Genomic DNA, 23,424 nt, shown 5'->3' on the forward strand with positions numbered 1-23,424 from the left:
TGCCGCACCCGCCGGGCCCGGCTGCAGAGAAGGAGGCGCAGTCACCGCGACGCCAAGGCTGCCGGTGTGACTGCCGGTTGTTCTCTCGAAGGGGTGCCGCCCGGGCGACGACGCTGAGGCGTATGACTGCGAACCCCTCCATCCGGCCCGCACCGACGGACCGAGCCCGGGAGAACGGCGCGGGCTCCGTCCTCCCCCTGACGGTGCCGGCCGACACTCCCGGCACGCCCCTGGCCGAGTACCTCTCGGCCGCCCGACCGTTCGTCCGCGGCCGGCTGCTCGAACACGGCGCGGTCCTGCTGCGCGGGTTCGACGTCGGCGGCGTGGACGGGTTCGAGGCGGCGGTGCGGGCGGTGTCCGGCTCCCCCCTCGCCTACGCCGAGCGGTCCTCGCCGCGCAGCACCATCAAGGGGCAGGTGTACACCTCGACCGACTACCCGCCGAACGAGGAGATCTTCCTCCACAACGAGAACTCCTACCAGGCCGACTGGCCGCTGACCCTCTTCTTCCACTGCGTCGAGCCGCCGGAGACGCTCGGCGCCACCCCGCTCGCCGACACCCGCCGGGTCTACGAGGCGATCGACCCCGCCGTCCGGGAGGAGTTCGCGGCCCGCGGCTGGATGGTGGTGCGCAACTTCTCGGACGGCTTCGGCGTGCCGTGGCAGCAGGCCTTCAACACCGCCGACCGCGCCGAGGTCGACGCGTACTGCGCCCGCAACGGCGTCGCCACCGAGTGGACCGCCGACGGCCTGCGCACCCGGGCCCGGCGCAAGGCGGTGCACCGCCACCCGGTGACCGGCGAGACGGTGTGGTTCAACCACCTCGCCTTCTTCCACGTGACCACGCTGGGCGAGGAGGTGAGCGCCGCGCTGCGGGAGATGTACGCCGAGGACCAGCTGCCGACCAACACCTACTACGGCGACGGCCGGCCGGTGCCGGACGACGTCGTCGCGCACCTGCGCGCCTGCTACCGCGCCGAGTGGCGGCGCTTCGACTGGCAGCGGGACGACGTCCTGCTCGTGGACAACATGCTGTCGGCGCACGCCCGCGAGCCGTTCACCGGCCCGCGCCGGATCGCCGTGGCCATGGCCGAGCCCCACTCGGCCCTCGTGACCCCCGACTCGCTCCTGGAGACGTCCGATGCCCACCGGTGACAGCGGCCACCCGCTCTCGTTCGCCCAGGAGCAGCTGTGGTTCCTGGACCAGCTCCGCTCCGGCGCCTCCACCGAGTACCTGATGTGCGAGGCGTTCCGGATCCGCGGCCCGCTCGACCTGCCGGTGCTGGAGGCCGCGTTCACCGAGATCGCGGCCCGGCACGAGGTGCTGCGCTCGCGCTACGGCACCGAGGGCGGCACCGGGGTGCAGTACATCGACGAGCCCGGCCCGGTGCCGCTCGCCCGGGTCGACCTGACCGGGTCGGCCGAGGCCGACCGCGAGGCGCGGCTGCGCGAGCTGCACGCCGCCGAGCTGCGCACCCCGATCGACCTGCGCACCCGGGCGCCCTGGCGGCTGACCCTGGCGCGGCTCGCCGAGGAGGAGGCCGTCCTGCTGGTGACGGTCCATCACATCGCCTTCGACGGCTGGTCCTGGGGCCTCCTGGCGCGCGAGCTGCACGAGCTCTGCGAGGCCTTCGCGGCCGGCCGGCCGTCCCCGCTGGAGCCCGTCCCGGTGCAGTACGCCGACTTCGCGCAGTGGCAGCGCGACACCTGGGCCGCCACCCCCGAGCGGGCCGAGCAGCGGCGCGGCTACTGGCGGGAGCGGCTGGCGGGCCTGGAGCCGCTGGAGCTGCCCACCGACCGCCGGCGCCCGGCCCGCTGGGACCCGGCGGGGGACAGCGTCCCGTTCACCGTGCCGGCGGAGCTGGCGCAGCGGCTGGCCGCGCTCGGCCGGGAGGGCGGCGCGACGACGTTCATGGTGCACCTGGCCGCGTTCCAGCTGCTGCTGGCCCGCTGGTCCGGCCGGTCCGACGTGGCCGTCGGCGTCTCGGTCTCCGACCGCAACGAAGTCGCCCTGGAACCGCTGATCGGCATGTTCCTCAACACCGTGGTGCTGCGGACCGACCTGTCCGGCCGGGGGTCCTTCCTCGACCTGCTGGCGCGCGTGCGCGAGACCACCCTGGACGCCTACGAGCACCAGGACGTCCCCTTCGGCTGGGTGGTCGCCGACCTCGCCCCCGAGCGGGACCTCTCGCGCAACCCGGTGTTCCAGGTCGGCTTCGCGCTGCACAACGCCGAGCGCCGCCCGCTGCGGCTGCCCGGGCTCGACGTCGCCAAGGTGGAGGCGGCCACCGAGCACTCCGCCTTCGACCTCTCGCTGCACCTGTCCGAGCTCCCCGACGGCTCGCTCGCGGCCCGGCTCATCTACCCCACCGCGCTGTTCGACCGGGCCCGGATCGAGCGGATGGCGGCGAGCCTGCTGCGGCTGCTCGCGGGCATCGCCGAACGCCCGACCACCCCCGCGTACGCGCTGGAGACCGTCCCCGACGCGGAGCTGGCGGCCTTCGCCCGCTGGAACCGCACCGAGACCGAGCGCCCGCGGCAGTCGCTGGCCCAACTGTTCTTCGCGCAGGCGCTGGCCACCCCGGACGCGGTCGCCGTGGTGTCCGGCGCGCGGCACACCGACTACGCCGACCTCGCCGAGCGGGTGCGGCGGCTCGCCGGCCTGCTGCGCTCGCGCGGCGTCGGCCGGGAGAGCGCCGTCGGCGTCGCGCTGCACCGCGGCACCGACCTGGTCACCGCCCTCCTCGCGGTGCTGACCGCGGGCGGGGTCTACGTGCCGCTGGCCCCGGAGCAGCCGGCCGACCGGCTGGCCCACCTGCTCGCCGACGCCGGGGTGAGCCTGCTGATCACCGAGGACGCCCTGCTCGGCCGGCTGCCCGAGCACCCGAACACGCTCGTGCTCGACCCCGCCCGCTCCCACGAGGACGCCCCGGCCGTCGAACCGGAGGGCGTGGCCGGTACCGAGGCCGCGTACGTGATGTACACCTCCGGCTCCACCGGCCTGCCCAAGGGCGTGGTCGTCCCGGAGGCCGCGATCCGCAACCGGGTGCTCTGGTCGGTGGAGCGCTACGGCCTGGGCCCCGGGGACCGGGTGCTGCAGAAGACCACCATCGGCTTCGACGCCGCCGTCTGGGAGTTCCTCTCCCCGCTGGTCTGCGGCGCCACGGTGGTGACCGGCCCGCAGGACGCCCACCGCGACCCGGCGGTGATGGCCCGCGCCGTCGCCGAGCACCGCGTCACCGTGCTCCAGGGCGTGCCCTCGATGCTGCGCCTGCTGCTGGACGAGCCGGCGCTGGCCGACTGCGACGCGCTGCGCGTGGTCTGCTCGGCCGGCGAGCCGCTGCCCGCCGAGCTCTGCGCCCGGCTGCGCGGGATCGTCGACGTCGAGGTGGTCAACACCTACGGCCCGACCGAGTGCGCCATCGACTCCACCGCCTGGCCGTGGGACCCGGCCGAGCCCGGGGAGCAGGTGCCGATCGGCCTGCCGCTGCCCAATGTGCGCACCTACGTGGTGGACGCCGAGGACCGGCCGGTGCCCGTCGGCGTGGTCGGCGAGCTGTGCGTCGGCGGCATCGGGCTGGCCCGCGGGTACGCCGGCCGCGGCGACCTCACCGCCGACCGCTTCGTCCCCGACCCCTTCGCGACCGTGCCCGGCGCCCGCCGCTACCGCACCGGCGACCTGGTGCGCCGCCGCGCGGACGGCGCGCTGGAGTACGTCGGACGCGTCGACGACCAGGTCAAGATCGGCGGCGTGCGGATCGAGCCCGGTGAGATCGAGGCCCTGCTGGGGACCCACCCGTCGGTGGCCGCCGCCGTGGTGGCCGCCCACCGCTCCGGCACCGGGGACACCCGGCTGACCGCCTACGTGGTGGCCGCCTCCGGGGCGCGGATCGAGCCGGAGGCGCTGCGCGCCCACCTGGCCGCCGGGCTGCCGGAGGCCATGGTGCCGTCCGCCGTCGTCGAGCTCGACGAACTGCCGCTCACGCCCAACGGCAAGGTGGACCGCCGCCGGCTGCCCGCCGCCGCCGAGCCGGAGCGACCGGCCGAGCGGGCCTGGGAGGCCCCGCGCACCCCGGCCGAGCAGACCGTGGCCGAGCTGATGGCCGAGGTCCTGGACGTCGAACGGGTCGGCGCACAGGACGACTTCTTCGCGCTCGGCGGGTACTCGCTGCTCGCGATCAAGCTCGTGCTGCGGCTGCGCCGCGCCTTCGGCGTGGAGCTGACCGTCGGCGAGCTGTTCCACGCGCCGACGGTGGCCGGGCTGGCCGCCCGGATCGCCGGCGCCGCCGACACCGGCCCGCAGAGCGCGGCGGACGCCGTCCGGCCGGTGGCCCGCGGCGGCCCGCTGCCGCTCTCCTTCGGCCAGCAGCGGATGTGGTTCCTCGACCGACTGGAGCCCGGGAGCCACGAGTACGTCGTCCCGCTGGCGCTGCGGCTGACCGGCCCGCTGGACACCGGGGCGCTGCGCGGCGCGCTGGACGCGCTCTCCGCCCGGCACGAGGTGCTGCGCACCCGGTACCGCGACGAGGGCGGCGACCCCGTCCAGGTCGTCGACCCCGCCGGGCCGGTCGACTTCACCCTCACCGACCTCACCGACCTGACCGACCCGGCGCAGGGCGCCCGCGCCCTGGTCGACGAGCTGGCCCGCCGCCCGTTCGACCTGGCCGACGGGCACCCGCTGCGGGCGACCCTGATCCGCACCGCCCCCGAGGACCACCTGCTCGTCCTGACCCTGCACCACATCGCCTTCGACGCCTGGTCGACCACCGTCTACCTGCGCGAACTGGACCTCGCCTACCGGTCCTTCACCGAGGGCGCGCCGGCCCTGCCCGCCCCCGAGCCGGTCCAGTACGCGGACTTCGCCCACTGGCAGCGCGAGCAGCAGGACGCCGGCCGGCTGGACCACCAGCTCGCCTACTGGCGCGACCGCCTGGGCGGCCTGACCCCCGTCGAGCTGCCCACCGACCGGGTCCGCTCGGCCGTTCGCGACTCCCGCGGCGGCAACGTGGTCGTCGAGGTGGCGCCGGAGGTCGGCCGCGCGGTCACCGAGCTGGCCGGCCGGCACGGCGCGACCCCGTTCATGGTGCTGCTCGCGGCCTTCCAGGTGATGCTGCACCGCTACACCGGCCTCGACGACCTCGCGGTCGGCACCCCCGTCGCCGGGCGGACCCGCCAGGAGACCGAGGAGCTGGTCGGCTTCTTCACCAACAACCTGGTGATCCGCAACGACCTGGCCGGCAACCCGGCCTTCACCGACCTGCTGGACCACGTCCGCGGTTCGGTGCTCGACGCCTTCGCCCACCAGGACGTGCCGTTCGAGCACCTGGTCGACGCGCTGCGGCCGGAGCGGGACCTCTCCCGCAACCCGCTGTTCCAGGTCATGTTCGAGCACCAGCACCTGGCCGGCGTCCCCGAGCGGCTCGGCGCGCTCGCCGTGGAGCCGGTCCGGGCTGGCCTGGAGATCGCCAAGTTCGACCTCACCGTGACCGTCAAGGAGCGCGGCGGCCGGATGTACTGCTGGTTCGAGTACGCGACCGCGCTCTTCGACCGGGCGACCGTCGAACGGATGGCGGGCCACTACCTGACCCTGATCGGCAGCGTCGCCGCCGCCCCCGGCGCCCGGATCGGCGACCTCGGCATGCTCACCGACGCCGAGCGGCACACCGTCCTCACCCGCTGGGCCGACCCGGCGGGCGACCGGGCCGCCGTGCTCGACCCGGTCGAGGAGCACGGGCTCTGCGTGCCCGAGCTCTTCGCCCGGCAGGCCCGGCGGACCCCGGACGCGATCGCCGTGGTCTTCGGCGACCAGCAGCTCCGCTACGCCGAACTCGACGCGCGGGCCGACCGGTTCGCGGCCCGGCTGCGCTCCCTCGGGGTCACCTCGGAGACCGTCGTCGGCTCCCTGCTGGAGCGTGGCGTCGAGGCGGTGGTGGTGCTGCTCGCGGTGCTGAAGGCCGGCGGCTCCTACGTGCCGTTCGACCCGCAGCACCCCGGCGAGCGGCTGGACTTCATGCTCGCCGACGCCGGCCCGGAGCTGGTGGTCACCACCGGCGCGTTCGCCGACCGGCTGACCGGCCCCTACCGGGTGGTGCTGGCCGACGCCCCCGAGGCCGCCCCCGAGCCCGTGCCGGCCGAGCCCGTCCGGATCCGTCCGGAGAACCTCGCCTACGTCATCTACACCTCCGGCTCGACCGGCCGCCCCAAGGGCGTGATGATCGAGCACCGCTCCTACGCCCACCACTGCCGGGTGATCGCCGACCAGTACGGCATCGCGCCCGGCGAGCGGGTGGTGCTGCTCTCCGCGCTCACCTTCGACGTCGCGATGGACCAGATCGCGGCGACCCTGGTGGCCGGCGCCACCGTCGTGGTGGCCGACCCGGTGTTCTGGACCCCGGCCGAGCTGCCCGCCCGGCTCGCCGAGCACGGCGTCACCGTCGTCGAGATCACCCCGTCCTACTACCGGGCCGTCCTGGAGTCCCCCGACCTGCACCTGCTGAGCGGGCTGAAGCTGATGAACGTCGGCAGCGACGTGGTCACCGGCCTCGACGCGCGGCGCTGGGCGCAGACCGGTCTGCCCGCCCGCTTCCTGTGCAACTACGGCCCGACCGAGGCCACCGTCACCTGCCTGCTGCACCCGGTCTCCGAGCTCCCGGGGGAGGGCGACGAGGCCTCGGCCCTGCCGCTCGGCCGGCCCGTCCCCGGGACCCGCGCGCACATCCTCGACGCCGACCAGCGGCCCGTCCCGGTCGGCGTGCCCGGCGAGCTGTACCTGGGCGGCGTCCGGCTGGCCCGCGGCTACCACCGGCGCCCCGAGCTGACCGCGGAGCGCTTCGTGCCGGACCCCTTCACCGAGGAGCCGGGCCGGCGGCTGTACCGGACCGGCGACCTCGCCCGCCACCGCCCCGACGGCACCATCGAGTTCCTGGGCCGGATCGACCAGCAGGTCAAGGTCCGCGGCCTGCGCATCGAACTCGGCGAGATCGAGGCGGCGCTGGCCCGCCACCCCGCCCTCCAGGAGGCGGTGGTCACCGCCCCGGAGACCGCCCCGGGCGAACGCCGGCTCGCCGCCTACCTGGTGGCACGGCCGGGCAGCCCGATGCCCGACGTCGCGGAACTGCGCGGCCACCTGCGCGCGCTGCTCCCCGAGTACATGATCCCCGCGGTCTGGGTGCCGCTCGACGCGCTCCCGCTGACCGCCAGCAAGAAGGTCGACCGCAAGGCCCTGCCCGACGCCTCCGCCGCCCTGGCCGGCGGCGCCCGCGAGCACCTGGCCCCGCGCGACCCCGCCGAGGAAGCGGTCGCCGCGATCTGGAGCGAGGTGCTGGGCGTGGAGCGGATCGGCGTCCAGGACGACTTCTTCGCCCTGGGCGGGCACTCGCTGCTCGCCACCCGGGTCCTGGCCCGGCTCCGCGAGGCGTTCGCCGTCGAGCTGCCGCTGCGCCTGCTGTTCGAGGCCACCACGGTGGCCCGGCTCACCGAGGCGGTGACCGACGCCGTCGAGGCCGAGATCACCGCGCTCACCGACGAGGAAGTGGCGGGCCTGCTCGCCGAGGAGGGGCTCCGATGACCGACACCAAGGACCGCGCACAGCTGAGGCAGGAGCTGCTCCGCCGGCGCCTCGCCGGCCGGGCGGCCGCCGCCCCGGCCGAGGGCATCGGCCGGGCGCCCCGGAGCGGCCCGCTGCCGCTCTCCTTCGCCCAGCGCCGGCTCTGGATCCTCGACCGGCTCCAGCCCGGCTCCACCGAGTACCTGGTCACGGCCTCGCTGCGGCTGCGCGGCCCGCTCGACCGGGCCGCGCTGCGGACCGCGCTGGACGGGATCCCGGCCCGCCACGAAGTCCTGCGGACCAGGTACCCGGTGGTCGACGGCGAGCCCGTCCAGGTCGTCGACGCGCCGGGCGCCGTCCCGCTCGCCGAGGAGGACCTGAGCGCCCTGGACCGGGCCGCCGCGGACGCCCGGCTGGCCGACCTGGCCACCGGCGGGCGCCGCCCGGTGGACCTCGCCGAGGGCCCGGTGCTGTCCGCCGTGCTCGCCCGGCTCGCCCCGCAGGAGCACGTCCTCCTGCTGACCGTCCACCACATCGCCTGCGACGGCTGGTCCGAGGACCTCCTGGTGCGCGAACTCGCCGAGCGCTACGACGACGCCGTCGCCGGGCGCCCGGCCCGCACCCCGGAACTCCCCGTGCAGTACGCCGACTACGCCGTGTGGCAGCGCGAACGGCTCTCCGACGGGGCGCTGCGCCGCCGGCTCGACCACTGGAACGAGCGGCTGACCGGCCTGGCGCCGCTGGAACTGCCCACCGACCGGCCCCGCCCGCCGGTGCGCGACGCGGCCGGCGCCCTGGTGCCGCTGGCCGTCCCGGCCGGGACGGCCCGGCGGCTCACGGCCCTGGCCCGGGAGCACGGCGCCACCCCCTTCATGGCCCTGCTGGCGGCCCAGGCCGTCCTGCTCGGCCGGTGGAGCGGGCAGCGCGACGTCGCCGTCGGCTCCCCGGTCGCCGGGCGCGACCGCGCGGAGGTGCAGGACCTCGTCGGCCTGTTCCTCAACACGCTGGTGCTCCGGGTCGACCTCACCGGCCGGCCGACCTTCGCCGAACTGCTGCGGCAGGTCCGCGAAGTCGCGCTGGAGGCCTACGGCCACCAGGAGGTGCCGTTCGAGCGCCTGGTCGAGGAGCTGGCGCCCGAGCGCGACCCGGCCCGCACCCCGCTCTTCTCCGCCATGCTGCTGTGGCAGGACGCGGCCGGCACGCCGGCCCCCACGGCGATGGGCGGCCTGACGCTGGAGCGGCTGCCGGTCGGCGAGAGCACCGCCAAGTTCGACCTCACCGTGGGCCTGGCCGAACAGCCGGACGGCTCGCTCGCCGGCGGCGTCAACTACGCCAGTGCCCTGTTCGACCGGGCGACGGCCGAGCGGTTCGCCGCCCAGTTCGCCCGCCTGCTGGAGAGCGCGGTCACCGCGCCCGACACCCCGCTCGACGAGCTGGAGATCCTCCCCCGGGAGGAGCGCGAGCGCCAGCTCCTCAGCTGGAACGCGACCGGCCGCAGCTACCCCTCCGGCACCCTGCCGCTGCTGTTCGAGGCCCAGGTCGCCCGCACCCCGAACGCGGTCGCGGTCCGGTTCGAGGGCGCCGCGCTCACCTACCGCGAGCTGGACGTCCGGGCCAACCTGCTCGCCCACCACCTGCGCACCCTCGGCGTCGGCCCGGAGTCCGTGGTCGGCGTCTGCCTGCACCGCGGCGCCGACCTGGTGGTGGCACTGCTCGCCGTGCTCAAGGCCGGCGGCGCCTACCTGCCGCTCGACCCGGACTACCCCGCGGACCGGCTCGCCTTCATGCTGGCCGACTCCGGCGCCCGCGCCGTGGTCACCGACCCGCAGCTCACGCCGCTGGTGTCCGGCGGCGCCGCGCACCTGGTGGACATCACCGCGGAACGGCCCGGCGGCTGGACCCACGACCCGGTGTTCGCGGCGGCCCCCGAGCACCCGGCGTACCTGATCTACACCTCCGGCTCGACCGGCCGCCCCAAGGGCGTCCTGGTCGAGCACCGCGCCATCGTCAACCGGCTGCACTGGATGCAGGAGGCCTACGGACTCGACGCCACCGACCGCGTGCTGCAGAAGACCCCGTACAGCTTCGACGTCTCGGTGTGGGAGTTCTTCTGGCCGCTGATCACCGGCGCGACCCTCGTCCTCGCCCGCCCCGGCGGCCACCGCGACCCGGCCTACCTCGCCGACCTGATCGACACCGAGGCCGTCACCACCCTGCACTTCGTGCCGTCGATGCTGCGGGCCTTCCTCGCCGAACCGCTGCCGCCGCTGCCCTCGCTGCGCCGCATGGTGTGCAGCGGCGAGGCACTGCCGGCCGACCTGGTCACCGCCGTGCACGAGCGGATCGGCTGCGAGCTGCACAACCTCTACGGGCCCACCGAGGCCGCGGTCGACGTCACCGCGGTCCGCTGCGAGCCGGGCCGGCCCGTCACCATCGGCCGCCCGATCGCCAACACCCGCGCCTACATCCTGGACGCCTCGCTGCGCCCGCTGCCGATCGGCGTCCCGGGCGAACTCCTGCTCGGCGGCGTCCAGCTGGCCCGCGGCTACCTGAACCGGCCCGCGCTCAGCGCCGACCGCTTCGTGCCCGACCCCTTCGCCACCGCCCCCGGCGGGCGGCTCTACCGCACCGGCGACCTCGCCCGGTACCGGGCGGACGGCGAGATCGAGTACCTCGGCCGGCTCGACCACCAGGTGAAGATCCGCGGCCAGCGGGTCGAGCTCGGCGAGATCGAGGCGGTGCTGGCGCAGGCCCCCGGCGTCGCGGCCGCGGCCGTCGCCGTCCACGACGAGCAGCTCGTCGGCTACCTGGTGCCGGCCTCGGCCGACGTCGAGGCGGCCCGCGAGCACCTGCGCGGACGGCTGCCGGAGCACATGCGGCCCGTGCACTGGACGACGCTGGAGACACTGCCGCTGACCCCCAGCGGCAAGACCGACCGCAAGGCGCTGCCCGCACCGGACCGGACCCGCTCCGAGCTGGTCGGCACGTTCGTCGCCCCGCGCAGCGAGATCGAACAGACCCTCGCGGACGCCTTCGCCGCCGCCCTCGGCGTCGACAAGGTCGGCGTGCACGACGGCTTCTTCCAGCTCGGCGGCGACTCGATGCGCGCCATCCGGGCCGTCGGCGCGCTGCGCGACCAGGGGCTGGCCGTCTCCGTCCAGGACGTCTTCGCCCGGCAGACCGTCGCCGAACTGGCCCCGCTGGCGGCCGGCCGGCCGGCGGCCACCCCGGAGGAGACCGCCCTGGCGGGCCACTTCGAGCTGCTCGCCCCCGGCGACCGCGAACGCCTCCCCGACGGCCTGGTCGACGCCTACCCGATGGGCCAGGTCCAGGTCGGCATGGTCTACGAGATGCTGGCCGACCCCGAGCGCAACACCTACCAGAACGTCAGCACCTTCCAGATCGTCGACGACGGCCCGTTCTCCGCCGAGGCGCTGAACGGCGCGGTGCGCCTGCTGATCGAGCGGCACGAGATCCTGCGCACCTCCTTCGACCTCTCCGGGTACTCCGTTCCGCTGCAGCTCGTCCACCCGGCGGACGACCTCCACCTGGAGATCGGCGTCGACGACCTGCGCGACCTGCCGGCCGAGGAGCAGCAGGAGGTCGTCCGGCGCTTCCGCGCCGAGGCCCAGCGCACCCCGTTCGACGTCGGGCGCGCCCCGCTGCTGCGCTACCACGCCCACCTCGTCGGCGACCGGGAGTGGCTGCTCACCCACGTCGAGTGCCACGCCATCCTGGACGGCTGGAGCCACCACTCCGTCATCGGCGAGCTGCGGGCCGTCTACCGGGAGCTGGCCGCCGGCACCGGCGCCCCGGCCGCGGCGCCGCCGGAGGTCCGCTACGCCGACTTCATCCAGCTGGAGCAGCGCGCCCTGGCCTCCGAGGCGGACCGCGAGTTCTGGCGCGGGCGGATCACCGGCCGCGACCGGCTGCGGCTGCCCGCCGACTCGGCCCCGGCCGAGGCGCACCTGCCCGCCACCGAGGTGCGGCTGCCCTGGGCGGAGCTGGAGCCGAAGCTGCGCCGGCTCGCCGCCGACACCCAGAGCTCGCTCAAGACCGTCCTCTACACCGCGCACCTGAAGGTGCTCGGCCTGCTCAGCGGCCAGCGCCGGTTCTTCGCCGGCGCGGTGACCAACGGCCGGCCCGAACTGCCGGGCGGCGACCGGGTGCGCGGCATGTACCTCAACACCGTGCCGTTCGCCGTCGACCTGCGGGCGCCGAGCTGGCGCGCGCTGGTGCGCTCGGTGTTCGCCGAGGAGCTGGCCCTGTGGCCGCACCGCCGCTACCCGCTGCCCGCGATGCAGCGCGAGTGGGGCGGCGGCGAGCCGCTGGTCGAGGTGGTCTTCGCCTACCTGGACTTCCACGTGCTCGACGAGCACCGCACGGAGATCGGCACCGTCACCGACCACAGCCCGAACGAGTTCACCTTCGACGTCTGGACCTTCCCCGGCGAGCTGCGGATGACCTGCCGCCCGGGCTGGGTCGGCCGGGAGCGCCTGGCGGCGATCGGGGAGGCGTTCCTGGCGGTGCTCACCGCGATGGCCGAGGACGCCGACGCGGACCCGCAGGCCTTCCGGGCGCCCGGCCTCGACCGGCTGACCGCGCAGGCCCCCGCCACCCGCCCGCTGCCCGAGGTCTGCCTGCCCGAGCTGCTCGCGGCCCGCGCCGACCCGGAGGCGATCGCCCTGGACGACGGCGAGCGGCGCCTGACCTACCGGGAGGTGGACACCGGCAGCAACCAGCTGGCCCACCTGCTGCGCGGGCTCGGCGTCGGCCCGGAGACGCCGGTCGCGATCTGCCTGGACCGCGGCATCGAGGCGGTGCTGGCCATGCTCGGCGTCCTCAAGGCCGGCGGCTACTACGTACCGCTCGACCCCGCCTACCCGGACGCCCGGATCGGCTACGTCCTGGACGACGTCCGCGCCGACGTGGCGATCTGCCGCCCGCAGGACACCGACCGCTTCGCGCGGATCGCCGACCTGCGCTGCGTCCCGCTGGACGCCGGCTGGAGCGGCCTCGCGGTGCTGCCCGAGACGCCGGTCGAGGCCGGTACCCACCCCGACAACCTGGCCTACGTCACCTACACCTCCGGCTCCACCGGCCGGCCCAAGGGCGTCCAGGTCACCCACCGCGCCGTCGTCCGGCTGGTGCACGACCCCAACTACGCCGACCTCGACCCCGACCAGGTGGTGCTGCTGCACGCACCGCTCGCCTTCGACGCCTCCACCCTGGAGGTGTGGGGGGCGCTCGGCAACGGCGCCCGGCTCGCCGTCTGCCCGCCCGGGGCGACCACCGCCGCCGAGCTGGCCGAGGTGATCCGCCGCCACCGGGTGACGCTGCTCTGGCTCACCGCCGGGCTGTTCCAGCACATGGTGGAGACCCACCCCGAGGTCCTGGCCGAGGTGCGGCAGGTGCTCGCCGGCGGCGACGCGCTCTCGCCCTCGCACGTGCGCACCGCCGTCGGGCACGGCGTGGCGCTGACCAACGGCTACGGCCCCACCGAGTGCACCACCTTCAGCACGGCGCTGCGCGGGGTGACCCTGGCCGACGCCGACCGCGGCGTGCCGATCGGCGTGCCGATCACCGACACCCGCGTCCTGGTGGTCGACGACGACCTCGACCCGGTGCCGTTCGGCGTGGCCGGCGAGCTGCTGGTCGGCGGCCCCGGGCTGGCCCGCGGCTACCTCGGCCGCCCCGACCTCACCGCGGACCGCTTCGTGCCGGACCCGTCCGGCGACGTGCCCGGGGCACGGTTCTACCGGACCGGGGACATCGTCCGCCGGGACCCCGACGGGACGCTGTCCTTCGTCGGCCGGCGGGACAACCAGGTGAAGATCCGCGGCCACCGGGTGGAACTCGCCGAGGTGGAGGCCATGATCGGCGGGCTCGCCGCCGTCCGGGCCGCCGCGGCCGCCGTGCACCCCGGCCCGGACGGCCAGAAGCGGCTGGTCGGCTACGTCGTCCTCGAACCCGGGGCGGGCCCGCTGGACGTCGCCGCGCTGCGCGAGCAGCTCCGGCGGCGGGTGCCCGACTACCTGGTCCCCGGAGCCTGGGTGGAGCTGCCCGCCCTCCCGCTCACCGCCCACGGGAAGATCGACCGGGCCGCGCTGCCCGCGCCCGCCGGGCCCGCCCCGACCGCCGGCTCCACGGCCCCGCGCACCCCCGCCGAGCGGGCGGTCGCCGAGGTCTGGGCCGAGGTGCTCGGCATCGAACACGTCGGGGTCGACGACGACTTCTACGTCCTCGGCGGCCACTCGCTGGCCATCCTGCGGATCACCGCCCTGCTGCGCGAGCGGCACGGGATCGAGCTGACCGTGCGCTCCTTCGTGGCGGACCCGACCGTCGCCGGACTGGCGGCGGCCGTCGACGCGGCGCAGGCCGGCGAGCCGGTGGAGGCGCTGGTCTGGCTCCGCCGGGAGGGCAGCAGGCCGCCGCTGTTCTGCGTGCACCCCGGCGGCGGCAGCGCCCACTGGTACCGCCCGCTGGTGGCCCACCTCGACCCGGACCAGCCGGTCGCGGCCTTCGCCTGGCCCGGCCTCCAGGCCGAGCACGGCGGCCCCGTCCCCTCCACCGAGCAGATGGCCGAGCGCTACCTGGCCGAACTGCGGGCCGCGGCGCCGCAGGGTCCGTACCGGCTGTTCGGCTGGTGCGGCGGCAGCGGCATCGCCAGTGAACTGGCCCACCGGCTCACCGCCGAGGGCGAGGAGGTCACCTTCGTCCTGCTCGACCCGGGGCTCGACAACCACGAGCGGCCCGAGCTGTGGAAGGAGTACCGGCTGATCGAGAGCTGCGTCGCCAAGCTGGCGGAACTGGCCGCCGCACCGGCCGAGCAGGACACCTCCGTCCTCCGGAAGGAGACCCTGGCGCTGCTCGAACACCTGGTGGACGACGTCGACCCCGAGGTCGGGATCGTCCTGCCGGAGCACGGCGCCGGCGAGGTCTGGCTGCCCTCCGCCCGGATGTGGCGCGAGGTCATGGAGATGTGCCTCAGCTACCGCCACCGCCCCTACGGCGGGCGCCTGCACCTGATCGCCAGCGACGAACTGGCCGAGGGCAAGCACGAGGTGGCCTCCGGCCAGGCCTTCCCCGAGTACCTCGCCCGCTGGCAGGAACTCACCGGGGAGGTGGCCCTGCACCGGATGCCCGGCGACCACTTCGGCGTCATGAAGCCGCCCCACCTCGGGCGCCTGGCCGAGACCATCACCACCATCCTCGCCGGCACCGCGGAGCCCACCGGCTGACGGCACGACGAGGGACCACCCCGAGGGCGGAGGCGCTGCACGCGCCCCCGCCCTCGGGGCGTCGGGTCAGGGAGCGGGTGACGGATCCTGCCGAGCTCGACGACCCGCTCGGCTCCCGGCCAGGTCACCGGCCTCGGGCGTCGAGCTGCTGACCACTCCGCCGGGGCGCGGCCCGTCGCCGCACGTCCACAGGCCGGCCCCGGCCCGCGCGATGTCCGGCCTCCCGCCGCCTCGCCGTCACCTGGTGCCACGGAATCGCCGCCGATGCCGTACGGCTGCACGCCTGGGTGCAGACTGAGGACGGCGCCCCGGTCGCCGAGCCACCGTCCACCGGGGCCTACACGCCCGTCCTCACCCTCGGAGCCCGCCATCACCGCCAGCCCTGAGCCGACCGGTCCTGAGCCGACCGTCTGGGTCCGCGACGACACCTGTGGCCTCGGCCCCTACCGTGCCGACCTGGTGGAGACCTACTGGCGCTGGGAACAGGACCCCGCCCTGCTCGTCGGCTACGGCCGCCAGCAGCCCGAGTCGCTGGAGGCCCGCACCGAGGGCATCGCGCACCAGCTCCGCGGCGACAACATCCGTTTCACGGTCTACGACCTCACCGGCGGCCGGCCGGTCCCGGCCGGAGTCAGCACGCTGCTGCCCGACCCCTCCGTCCGTACCGCCGAGTACGTCGTGATGCTCGCCCCCGAGGCCCGCGGCAAGGGCCTCGGGGCCGCGGCCACCCGCCTCACCCTCGACTACGCCTTCCACATCACCAACCTGCGGATGGTCTGGCTCAAGGTCCTCGCCCCCAACACAGCCGGTGTCCGCGCCTACGAGAAGGCCGGATTCCGCACCGTTGGTGCCCTGCGCGAGGCCGGGTACTGGCTCGGCAGGATCTGCGACGAACTGATCATGGACGCGCTGGCCACCGAGTTCACCGGCCCCTCGGTGATCACGCCCCTGCTGCCGGACCACCCGCCCGGGGGCCGTGATCCGGTACCCGGGGTGCTCCCGGCCGACGGCTGAATCGCCCGCCCGGCGTGGTCGGTCCACGCCGGGCGGGCGCCCACGCGACCGGGCCGGGCTCCTGGGGGAGCCCGGCCCGGGGTCGGTGTGTTCCGTGGTGCAGGTGGGTCAGTCGGTCACCGCGACCAGGCGCAGTTCGGAGGTGTAGCGCCGGCCCTGGTCGTCGGTGAGCCAGGCCTGTTCGGGGGTGGGGAACATCTCGGTGACGGTCAGTCGGGCGTCCGGGTCCTTGCGGGTCAGCCGGCGGGCGGCCTTGGCGAGGATGTTGACGTAGACCGGGCTGTCGAAGTCGACGAAGAACGGCCGCGGTTCGGTGGGGGAGACCACGAAGACGAAGCGGGGCAGCTCGTGGGCATCGCGCCAGTGCCGGGCCCGGACGAACCGGCGGGGCTCGGTCTTCTCGTCCGCGAAGTCCAGCGCGGGCCCGGTGAAGCGCCAGGTCTCCCGGGCCACCACCATCTTGTCGATGGTGATCCGGGGGGAGTGGTCGGCCTCCGGCAGGAGCCGGAAGCGGTCCATCACCAGGGTGGTCAGGACGTGCGAGAAGACCTCGATCGCCGGGAACACGGCGCCGTCGGGCAGCACCACGGTCAGCCGGCCGTCCCGCTGCTCCACCACGGCGTCGGCGCTCGGCGCCGTCCGGTCGCGGTGCGGGTCGGCCGTGTTGTCGAGCAGGGCGACCTGGTAGTCCTGCGGGCGGACCAGCGCGTGCCGGATCCGGGCGGAGAGCCGGGCCTTGTGCTCCTTCGGCAGCAGCGGCATCAGCCGCGGCGCCGGGTGGTCGCGGTCGGTCCGGTCGAACAGCTCCGCGGGCTCGGGGTGCTGGTTGACGAACAGCTCGTTGCCGAGCGTGTTCGCGGCCAGGTGCAGTTCGCCCAGCGCGAGTTCGAACTCGCCGCGGTCGATCGCCGCGGTGTCCTCCGCCGCGATCATCATGTCCGGGCTGATGTACCGTGCGGCGGTCCAGCCCGCGGCGGTGGCGGGGCCGAAGGCCTCCGCGACCCGGTCGGCGAGGTCGGCGGCCGCGACGGTGACCCGGCGCACCCCGTCCGAGGAGGGCAGGATCCGCTGCCAGTGGCGCTCGAACTCGGCCTGGAGCTCGGCGGCGTCGGCGCCCGCGGCGCCGTGCAGGACGGGCATGCAGGCGAACCAGAAGGTGGCGAGGTCCACCGGGCGGTCGGGCTCGGTGTCGGCGCGCAGCTTCTCGTACACCTCGGCGACGCGGCCGGCCACCCGGGCGGCCAGGGCCGAGGCGAGCCAGGCGGCGCCGTCCATCAGCAGGTCGAGCGGGGCGAGGGCCTCCAGCACCTTGCTGCCGAGCGTCACCCGGGCGGCCCGCCGGCAGTCCTGGTAGACCACGGCGCGGCCGGGCGCCGTGGTGCCGCTCTTCTCGCGCTTGGCGGCCGCGTCGGTCACCCGTTGGAAGGTCTGCTCGACCTCGGTGAGGGCGGCCACCAGGCGCTCGGGGTCGGCGGCGGCCGCCCGGACGGCCTCGCCGGCGCGCTCCAGCTCGTCGAGCCGGGCCAGGGCGGTGGCGCGCACGGCCGGCTCACCGATCCGCTCCAGGGCGGTGCGGAGCCGGCGGTCGGGCCGGATGTCGGCGGGGACGTCGAGCTGCCAGGTGATCCAGCGCAGCCGGACGAGTTCGTCGAGGAGGGCGGGGACGTCGGTCTGCGGGCCGATCTCCTGCTGGACGGCGTGCGCCGAGCGGGTGCCGTCGCAGAGCCGCAGCACCCGCAGCGTCTCCGGCGGCACCGGGCGCAGCGGGCGGCCGGGGACGCGGACCGCGGCCTCCTCCAGCCGCACGAACGGCACCCGGCGGGGCGCGGTCCAGGCGCGTACCGCCGGATCGGCGCCGATCTCGCGGGCCAGCGCGTCCATCGACCAGCTGGACCAGAAGACCTCCGAGGAGGCGATCAGCCCGGTGCCCGGGTCGACGGTGATGCCGGGCCGGGTGGTGTCGAAGGTGCCCCAGCCGACCGGGCCGAAGAAGCCGATGGTGTCGTTCTTGACGCAGAACCGCTGCCAGTAGTGGGCGACGAGCTCCTCGCGCTGGCGCTGCTTGAACGTCCGGCCCTCGGTCGCGGGCGACCAGTTGAGGAAGGGCCGGATCGCCGAGTCCAGCACGCTGCGGTTCTGCCAGGCGACGGCCGCCCGGAACGACCCGGAGGCGGCGATCTCCTGCGCGTTCGCGGCGGCCAGGGCGGCGGCCTGCGTGAACTCCTCCTCGAAGGCCTGCCAGGCGGCACCGGAGAGCTTGTCCCGGGCCCCGAACTTGTCCGCGGCCGCGCCCAGGCCCTCCGGCGCCAGCCGGAGCACCCCATCGGCCGGGAACCCGGGGCCGCGCACCGCGACCTGGTCCCACAGCCGCCACCGGCCGCTCAGGGAGACGGATTCCTCGTGCATTCCGGTGCCTCCTAGGCCGACGCGGGAGCGAGGGACAGGTCGTCGACGACGACCTCCGCGAGCTCCGCGGGGGACGGGTAGGTGAAGACCAGGGCGACGGCGATCTCGGCACCGACCAGCTCCTGGAGCCGGTCGACGATCTGGAAGGCGGCGAGCGAGTCGCCGCCGGCCTCGAAGAAGTCGCTGTCGGTGTCGAGCGAGTCGTCGCCCAGCGTCTCGCGGTAGAAGCCGGCGATCTGCCCGGCGAGTTCGGCGGTGTCGATGGTGGTCATGGTCGGTCCTTCCGAAGGGGTGGGTGTGCGGGGAGAGGGGAGGGGGCGGTCAGCGCGCCGCTGCTGCGGCGGCGGCCAGGACGGCGGCGGAGTTGCCGCCGGAGACGACGACCGCGCTCCGGCCCGGGGCGCCGGAGCGCAGCGCTCCGGCGAGGGCGGCGGCGCCGCTGGGTTCGGCCGCGATGCCGGCCCGGTGCAGCACGTCCATCGCGTGCAGGACCGCCGCGTCGTCGACACCGATCAGCTCGTCGACCCGGTGCCGGACGATCGGGAGGATCAGCTCGCCGGGCCGCTGGCCGCGCAGCCCGTCCGCGACGGTGTCGCTGGGCGGCAGTTCGACCGGTCGGCCGGCGGCGAGCGAGCGGGCGTAGCGGCGGGCCTGCTCGGGCTCCACGCCGACGACGCGGACCGGCCTCGGGAGGCGGGCGGCCGCGAGGCAGACGCCGGCCAGCAGGCCGCCGCCGCCGACCGGGACGAAGATCGTGTCGAGGTCGGGGGCGTCCCGGAACACCTCCAGGCCGACGGTGCCCTGTCCGGCGATCACGAGTTCGTGGTCGGAGGAGGGAACCAGCGCCGCCCCGGTGCGGGCGGCGAGGTCCTTGGCGTACCGGTCGCGTTCGGCCACCCCGCCGGGCACCCGCAGGACCTCGCCGCCGAGCGCCCGGATCGCCAGCTCCTTGGCCTCGGCGGCGCCGGCGGCCATCACCACGGTGACCCGGACGCCGAGGGTGCGGGCGAGGGTGGCGACCGCGATGCCGTGGTTGCCGGAGGAACCGGCGACGACCTCGTCGGCGCCGAGGGCGAGCATCGCGTTGGCCGCGCCGCGCAGCTTGAACGAGCCGCTGTGCTGCAGGTGTTCGGCCTTGACGAGCAGACCGGGCAGACCGGGCAGACCGGGCAGGCCGGGCAGGCCAGGCCGACCGGGGAGGGCGGGCAGACCGGGCAGGTCGGACAGGGACTCGCAGCGCAGCAGCGGGGTGTGCCGCACGTACGGGGCGATCCGCTCGGCGGCGGCCAGCACGTCGGCCGGCCCGACCGGGGTGTCCGTGGCGGTCGCGACCCGGGTGTCGGCGGCGCTCACGCGACGGCCTCCGGCACGGGTGCGCGCAGGGCGCGGCGGTCGGCCTTGCCGCTGTGCGTCACGGGCAGGCGCTCCAGCCGGGTGAAGCGCCGGGGCATCATGTGCGGCGGCAGGGTGCGCGCGAGGTGGGCGCGCAGCCCGGCGTCGGTGGTGCCGTCGAGCGGGCCGGTGACGTGGGCGTCGAGCCAGGTCCGGCCCCGGTCGTCGGTCTCGGCGATCACCACGGCGCCGGTGATCCCGGGGTGGGTGAGCAGGGCGCCCTCGATCTCGGCCGGGTCCACCCGGTGGCCGCGGATCTTGATCTGGCGGTCCGCCCGGCCGAGGTAGTCGAGCGTCCCGTCGGGGCTGCGCCGGGCGAGGTCGCCGGTCCGGTAGAGCCGGGCGCCGGGCGGGCCGTACGGGTCGGGCGGGAAGCGGTCGGCCGTCAGGCCGGGCAGCCCGCCGTAGCCGCGGGCCACCCCGGCGCCGCCGATGTGCACCTCGCCGACCTGCCCGGCCGGGACGTCGCGCCCCTGCGGGTCGAGCAGCCGTACGAGGGTGCCGTCGATCGGGGTGCCGACGGTGTCGGTGGAGGTGTCCGGCTCGGCCGGCACCTCGTACCGGGTGGAGGTCATGGTGCACTCGGTGGGCCCGTACTGGTTGACCAGGCGGCCGCCGATCAGGGCGCGGCCGCCGGCGGCGAGGAAGGGCCGCAGCGATTCGCCGCTGGAGCAGAGCAGGCGCAGGGTGCGCAGCCGTTCGGCCGCGCGGGGGTGCTGGGCGAGGAAGGTGAGGAAGGAGGGGGTGGTGCTGAGGACGGTGTCGACGCCGTACTCGGCGACGGTGTCGGCGAAGGCCTCGGCGCGCAGCAGGCGCGAGCGTTCGACGAGGACGACGCAGCCGCCGGCGGTGAGCGGGGCGAAGGTGTCCCGGATGGACGCGTCGTAGCCGGGCGGGGCGAGTTGGAGGGTCACGGTGCCGGGGCCGAGGTCGTTGTCGCGGGCGACCGCGCGCAGATAGGTGTCCAGGCCGCGGTGCTCGATCAGGACGGGGTTGGGCGTGCCGGTCGAGCCGGAGGTGTGGCTGACGTAGGCGAGCGAGCGCGGGTGCGGGGCGGGGTGCGCGGGGGCCGGCGGCGCCTCGGCGGGCAGCCGGTCGAGCAGGACGGCGGGCGCGTCGACGAGCGGGCCGAGGCGCTCGGCCAGGGCCGAGGTGGTGAGCAGGTGCGCCGCGCCGCCGCCGGCGGCCAGTGCGGCGAGCCGCCCGTCGGGCAGTTCGGTGTCCAGGGCGAGGAACGCCCCGCCGGTCCGGACGACGGCGGCGGTCGCGACCACGGCGTCGGTGCCGGGGGGCAGCGCCAGTGCGCAGACCCGCTCCGGTCCGAGGCCCTGCGCGGCGAGGTGGGCGGCGAGACGGTCGATCCGGGCGGCGAGTTCGCCGTAGCCGACCGGGCCGGCGGCGGTCAGCAGGGCGGGGGCGTGCGGTGCGCGGTCGGCGTGGGCGCGGATGGCGTCGACGAAGGTGGCCCCGGCGGGGGTGCTCATGCCGGCTCCTCCGTCCCGGTCGTCCGGTCGACGGCGACGAGGCGCAGTTCGGAGGTGTAGCGCTCGCCCCGGTCGTCGGTGAGCCAGGCCTGCTCGGGGGTGGGGAGCATCTCGCTGACGGTCAGTCGGGCGTCGGGGTCCTTGCGGGCGAGCCGGCGGGCCGCCTTGGCCAGGATGGTGACGTAGACGGGGCTGTCGAAGTCGACGAAGAACGGCCGGGGTTCGGTGGGGGAGACCACGAAGACGAAGCGGGGCAGCTCGTGGGCGTCGCGCCACTGCCGGGCCCGGACGAAGCGCCGGGCCTCGGTCTTCTCGTCCGCGAAGTCCAGCGCCGCGCCGGCGAACCGCCAGGTCTCCCGGGCGACCACGGTGGAGTCGATGGTGATCCGCGGTGAGTGGTCGCCGTCCGAGCGCAGCGTGAAGCGGTCCATCACGCGGTTGGTGAGCGCGTGGCAGAAGACGTCGAGCAGGTCGAACTCCGAACCGTCGGCCAGTACGGCGGCCAGCCGTCCGTCCCGCTCCTCGACCAGCACGTCGCCGGAGCGGACGGTGCGCGGGCGGTGCGGGTCGGCGGTGTGGTCGGTGAGCGCGACGTAGTGGTCCTGCGGGCGGGAGAGCGCCTGCCGGCTGCGGGCGGACCACTTGAGCGGCAGCTCCTTGGGCAGCATGGGGAGCAGGCGCGGGCCGGGGAAGTCGCGGGTGGTCTCGTCGATCAGCTGCTCGCGGTCGGGGTGCTGGTGGACGAAGAGGGACTGCCCGAGGGTGTTCATCGCGACGTGCAGCTCGCCGATGACGAGCTCGAACTCGCCGCGTTCGACGGCCGCGAGGTCCTCGGCGATGATCATCAGGTCGGGGCTGATGTACCGGCTGAGCGACCAGCCCCGGCCCTCGTCCGGGAACGCCGCGTGGACCTGCTCGGCGATGTCGGCCGACGCGAGGGTGACCCGCCGGGCGCCGGCCGGTGCGTCGATGATCCGCCGCCAGCGCTCGCGCAGGTCGGCCTGGATCCGGTCGGCGTCGGCGATCGACTCCGGGTGCGGGGCGGGCAGGCAGGCGAACCAGAGCGAGCCGAGGTCCACCGGGCCGCCGCTGCGCTCGCGCAGGGCGAGGTAGGCCGTGCGGATGCGCGCGCCGACCGCCTCCGCGTACCGGTTGGTCAGCCAGCGGGCGGCGGTCATGCACAGCTCCAGCGGGGCGAGCTGCTCCAGGACGGCGGTGCCCACGGTCGCCGTGGCGGACCGGCGGGTGTCGGAGTAGACCAGGGCGCGGTTGGGCGCCGTCCGGGCGCCCTTCTCGCGGACCGCCGCGACCTCGGTGATCGTGGCGAAGTCGGCTTCCAGCGCGGCGAGCGCGGCGGTGAGCTCCTCGGGGTCGGTCCCGGCCCGCTGCACCCGGTCGCGGCCCTGTTCGAGCACCGCCAGCCGGGCCAGCGCGGGGTCGCGCACCTCGGCGTCGCCGATGCGCTCCAGCATCGCCCGCAGTTCCTGCTCGGGGTAGGTGCCGGCGGGCACGTCGAGCTTCCACAGCACCACCCGGCGGGCGACCAGCCACTCCAGGGCGGCGGTGACCTCCGCGGCGGACAGCGGCCGGCCCAGCTCCCGGGCGGCCAGCCCGGCGATCTCGGCCGGGGTCCGGCGGCCGTCGCAGAGCCGGAAGACGGTGAGCGCGGGCTCGGCGGCCGGCTGCGGCGGGCGGCCGGGCACGAGCACCGTGCCCTCGGCCGCCCGGACGAACGGCACCGGCCGCGGCGGCGTCCAGTCGCGCACCCGGGGGTCGCGCTCGATCGCCTTCGCCAGCGCGTCCATGGACCAACTGGAGAAGTACACCCGGGAGTCGGCGACCAGGCCGGTGCCGGGGTGGACCTCGACGCCGCGCCGGGCGGTGTCGAAGGTGCCCCAGCCGACCGGGCCGAAGAAGCCGATGGTGTCGTTCTTGACGCAGAACCGCTGCCAGTAGTGCGCGACGAGCTCCTCGCGCTGGCGGGGCATGCTGGTGCGGCCTTCGGCGGACGGCGTCCAGTCGAGGAACGACTTGATGCCGGTGCCGAGCACCGCGCGGTTCTGCCAGGCCACCGCGGCCCGGAACGGCCCCGAGGCGGCGATCTCCTGGAGGTCCCGCGCGGTCTGCACGGCGGCGGCGGTGAAGGTCTCCTCGAAGGCCTCCCAGTCGGCCGCCGCCGGTACCTCGCCGGGGGTGAACTTGTCGGCGGCCGCGGCCAGGCCCTCCGGCGCCAGCCGGAGCACTCCGGCGGCGGGGAAGCCCGGCCCGCGGAGCGCGAAGTGCGGCCACAGGCGCCACCCACCGCCGGGCATTCGTATGGTGTCGGACATTGCTGAGCTACC

Annotated in this window: 9 protein-coding genes and 1 pseudogene; 5 read left to right on the forward strand and 5 right to left on the reverse strand. The window is 75.6% G+C overall.

Going from position 1 to position 23,424, the window contains the following annotated elements; all coding sequences use genetic code 11:
- Positions 1 to 122: 122 nt before the first annotated feature.
- From ACWDRR_RS01700 to ACWDRR_RS01720, 5 genes and pseudogenes are all read left to right on the forward strand, one after another.
- Entirely contained in the window at positions 123 to 1,154 is a 1,032-nt protein-coding gene (locus tag ACWDRR_RS01700) for a TauD/TfdA family dioxygenase (protein ID WP_449770168.1), read from the forward strand.
- Complete coding sequence (locus ACWDRR_RS01705) at positions 1,141 to 7,566, forward strand: amino acid adenylation domain-containing protein (protein ID WP_449770169.1); 6,426 nt, start codon at positions 1,141 to 1,143, stop codon at positions 7,564 to 7,566. The genes ACWDRR_RS01700 and ACWDRR_RS01705 overlap by 14 nt, the downstream gene beginning before the upstream one ends.
- A complete protein-coding gene (locus ACWDRR_RS01710; protein WP_449770170.1) occupies positions 7,563 to 14,786 on the forward strand; it encodes an amino acid adenylation domain-containing protein in 7,224 nt (2,407 codons plus the stop codon). Before ACWDRR_RS01705 ends, ACWDRR_RS01710 begins: the two co-directional genes overlap by 4 nt.
- A 233-nt stretch (positions 14,787 to 15,019) precedes the next feature.
- A pseudogene (locus ACWDRR_RS01715) lies at positions 15,020 to 15,172 on the forward strand (lasso peptide biosynthesis B2 protein); the annotation flags it as partial.
- Positions 15,156 to 15,800 carry a GNAT family N-acetyltransferase gene (locus ACWDRR_RS01720; protein WP_449770255.1) on the forward strand — a complete coding sequence of 215 codons (645 nt, stop codon included), beginning with the start codon at positions 15,156 to 15,158 and terminating at the stop codon, positions 15,798 to 15,800. The pseudogene ACWDRR_RS01715 and the gene ACWDRR_RS01720, both read left to right, overlap by 17 nt.
- Before the next feature lie 108 nt (positions 15,801 to 15,908).
- On the opposite strand, the gene ACWDRR_RS01725 is transcribed toward ACWDRR_RS01720, so the two are convergent.
- Genes ACWDRR_RS01725 through ACWDRR_RS01745 form a run of 5 tightly spaced genes read right to left on the reverse strand, consistent with a single transcriptional unit; the run spans position 15,909 to position 23,412 of the window.
- On the reverse strand, positions 15,909 to 18,206 hold the full coding sequence (locus ACWDRR_RS01725) for a lantibiotic dehydratase (protein WP_449770171.1): 2,298 nt from the start codon (positions 18,204 to 18,206) through the stop codon (positions 15,909 to 15,911).
- Positions 18,207 to 18,217: 11 nt separating this feature from the next.
- Positions 18,218 to 18,478, reverse strand: a complete 261-nt coding sequence (locus ACWDRR_RS01730) for a phosphopantetheine-binding protein (protein WP_329486317.1) — start codon at positions 18,476 to 18,478, stop codon at positions 18,218 to 18,220.
- A gap of 49 nt (positions 18,479 to 18,527) precedes the next feature.
- Positions 18,528 to 19,559, reverse strand: coding sequence for a threonine ammonia-lyase (locus ACWDRR_RS01735; RefSeq protein WP_449770172.1), 1,032 nt, complete (start codon positions 19,557 to 19,559; stop codon positions 18,528 to 18,530).
- Complete coding sequence (locus tag ACWDRR_RS01740) at positions 19,556 to 21,082, reverse strand: amino acid adenylation domain-containing protein (protein WP_449770173.1); 1,527 nt, start codon at positions 21,080 to 21,082, stop codon at positions 19,556 to 19,558. Before ACWDRR_RS01740 ends, ACWDRR_RS01735 begins: the two co-directional genes overlap by 4 nt.
- On the reverse strand, positions 21,079 to 23,412 hold the full coding sequence (locus ACWDRR_RS01745; protein ID WP_449770174.1) for a lantibiotic dehydratase: 2,334 nt from the start codon (positions 23,410 to 23,412) through the stop codon (positions 21,079 to 21,081). Before ACWDRR_RS01745 ends, ACWDRR_RS01740 begins: the two co-directional genes overlap by 4 nt.
- Positions 23,413 to 23,424 lie beyond the last annotated feature (12 nt).

Source organism: Kitasatospora sp. NPDC003701, assembly GCF_053587085.1.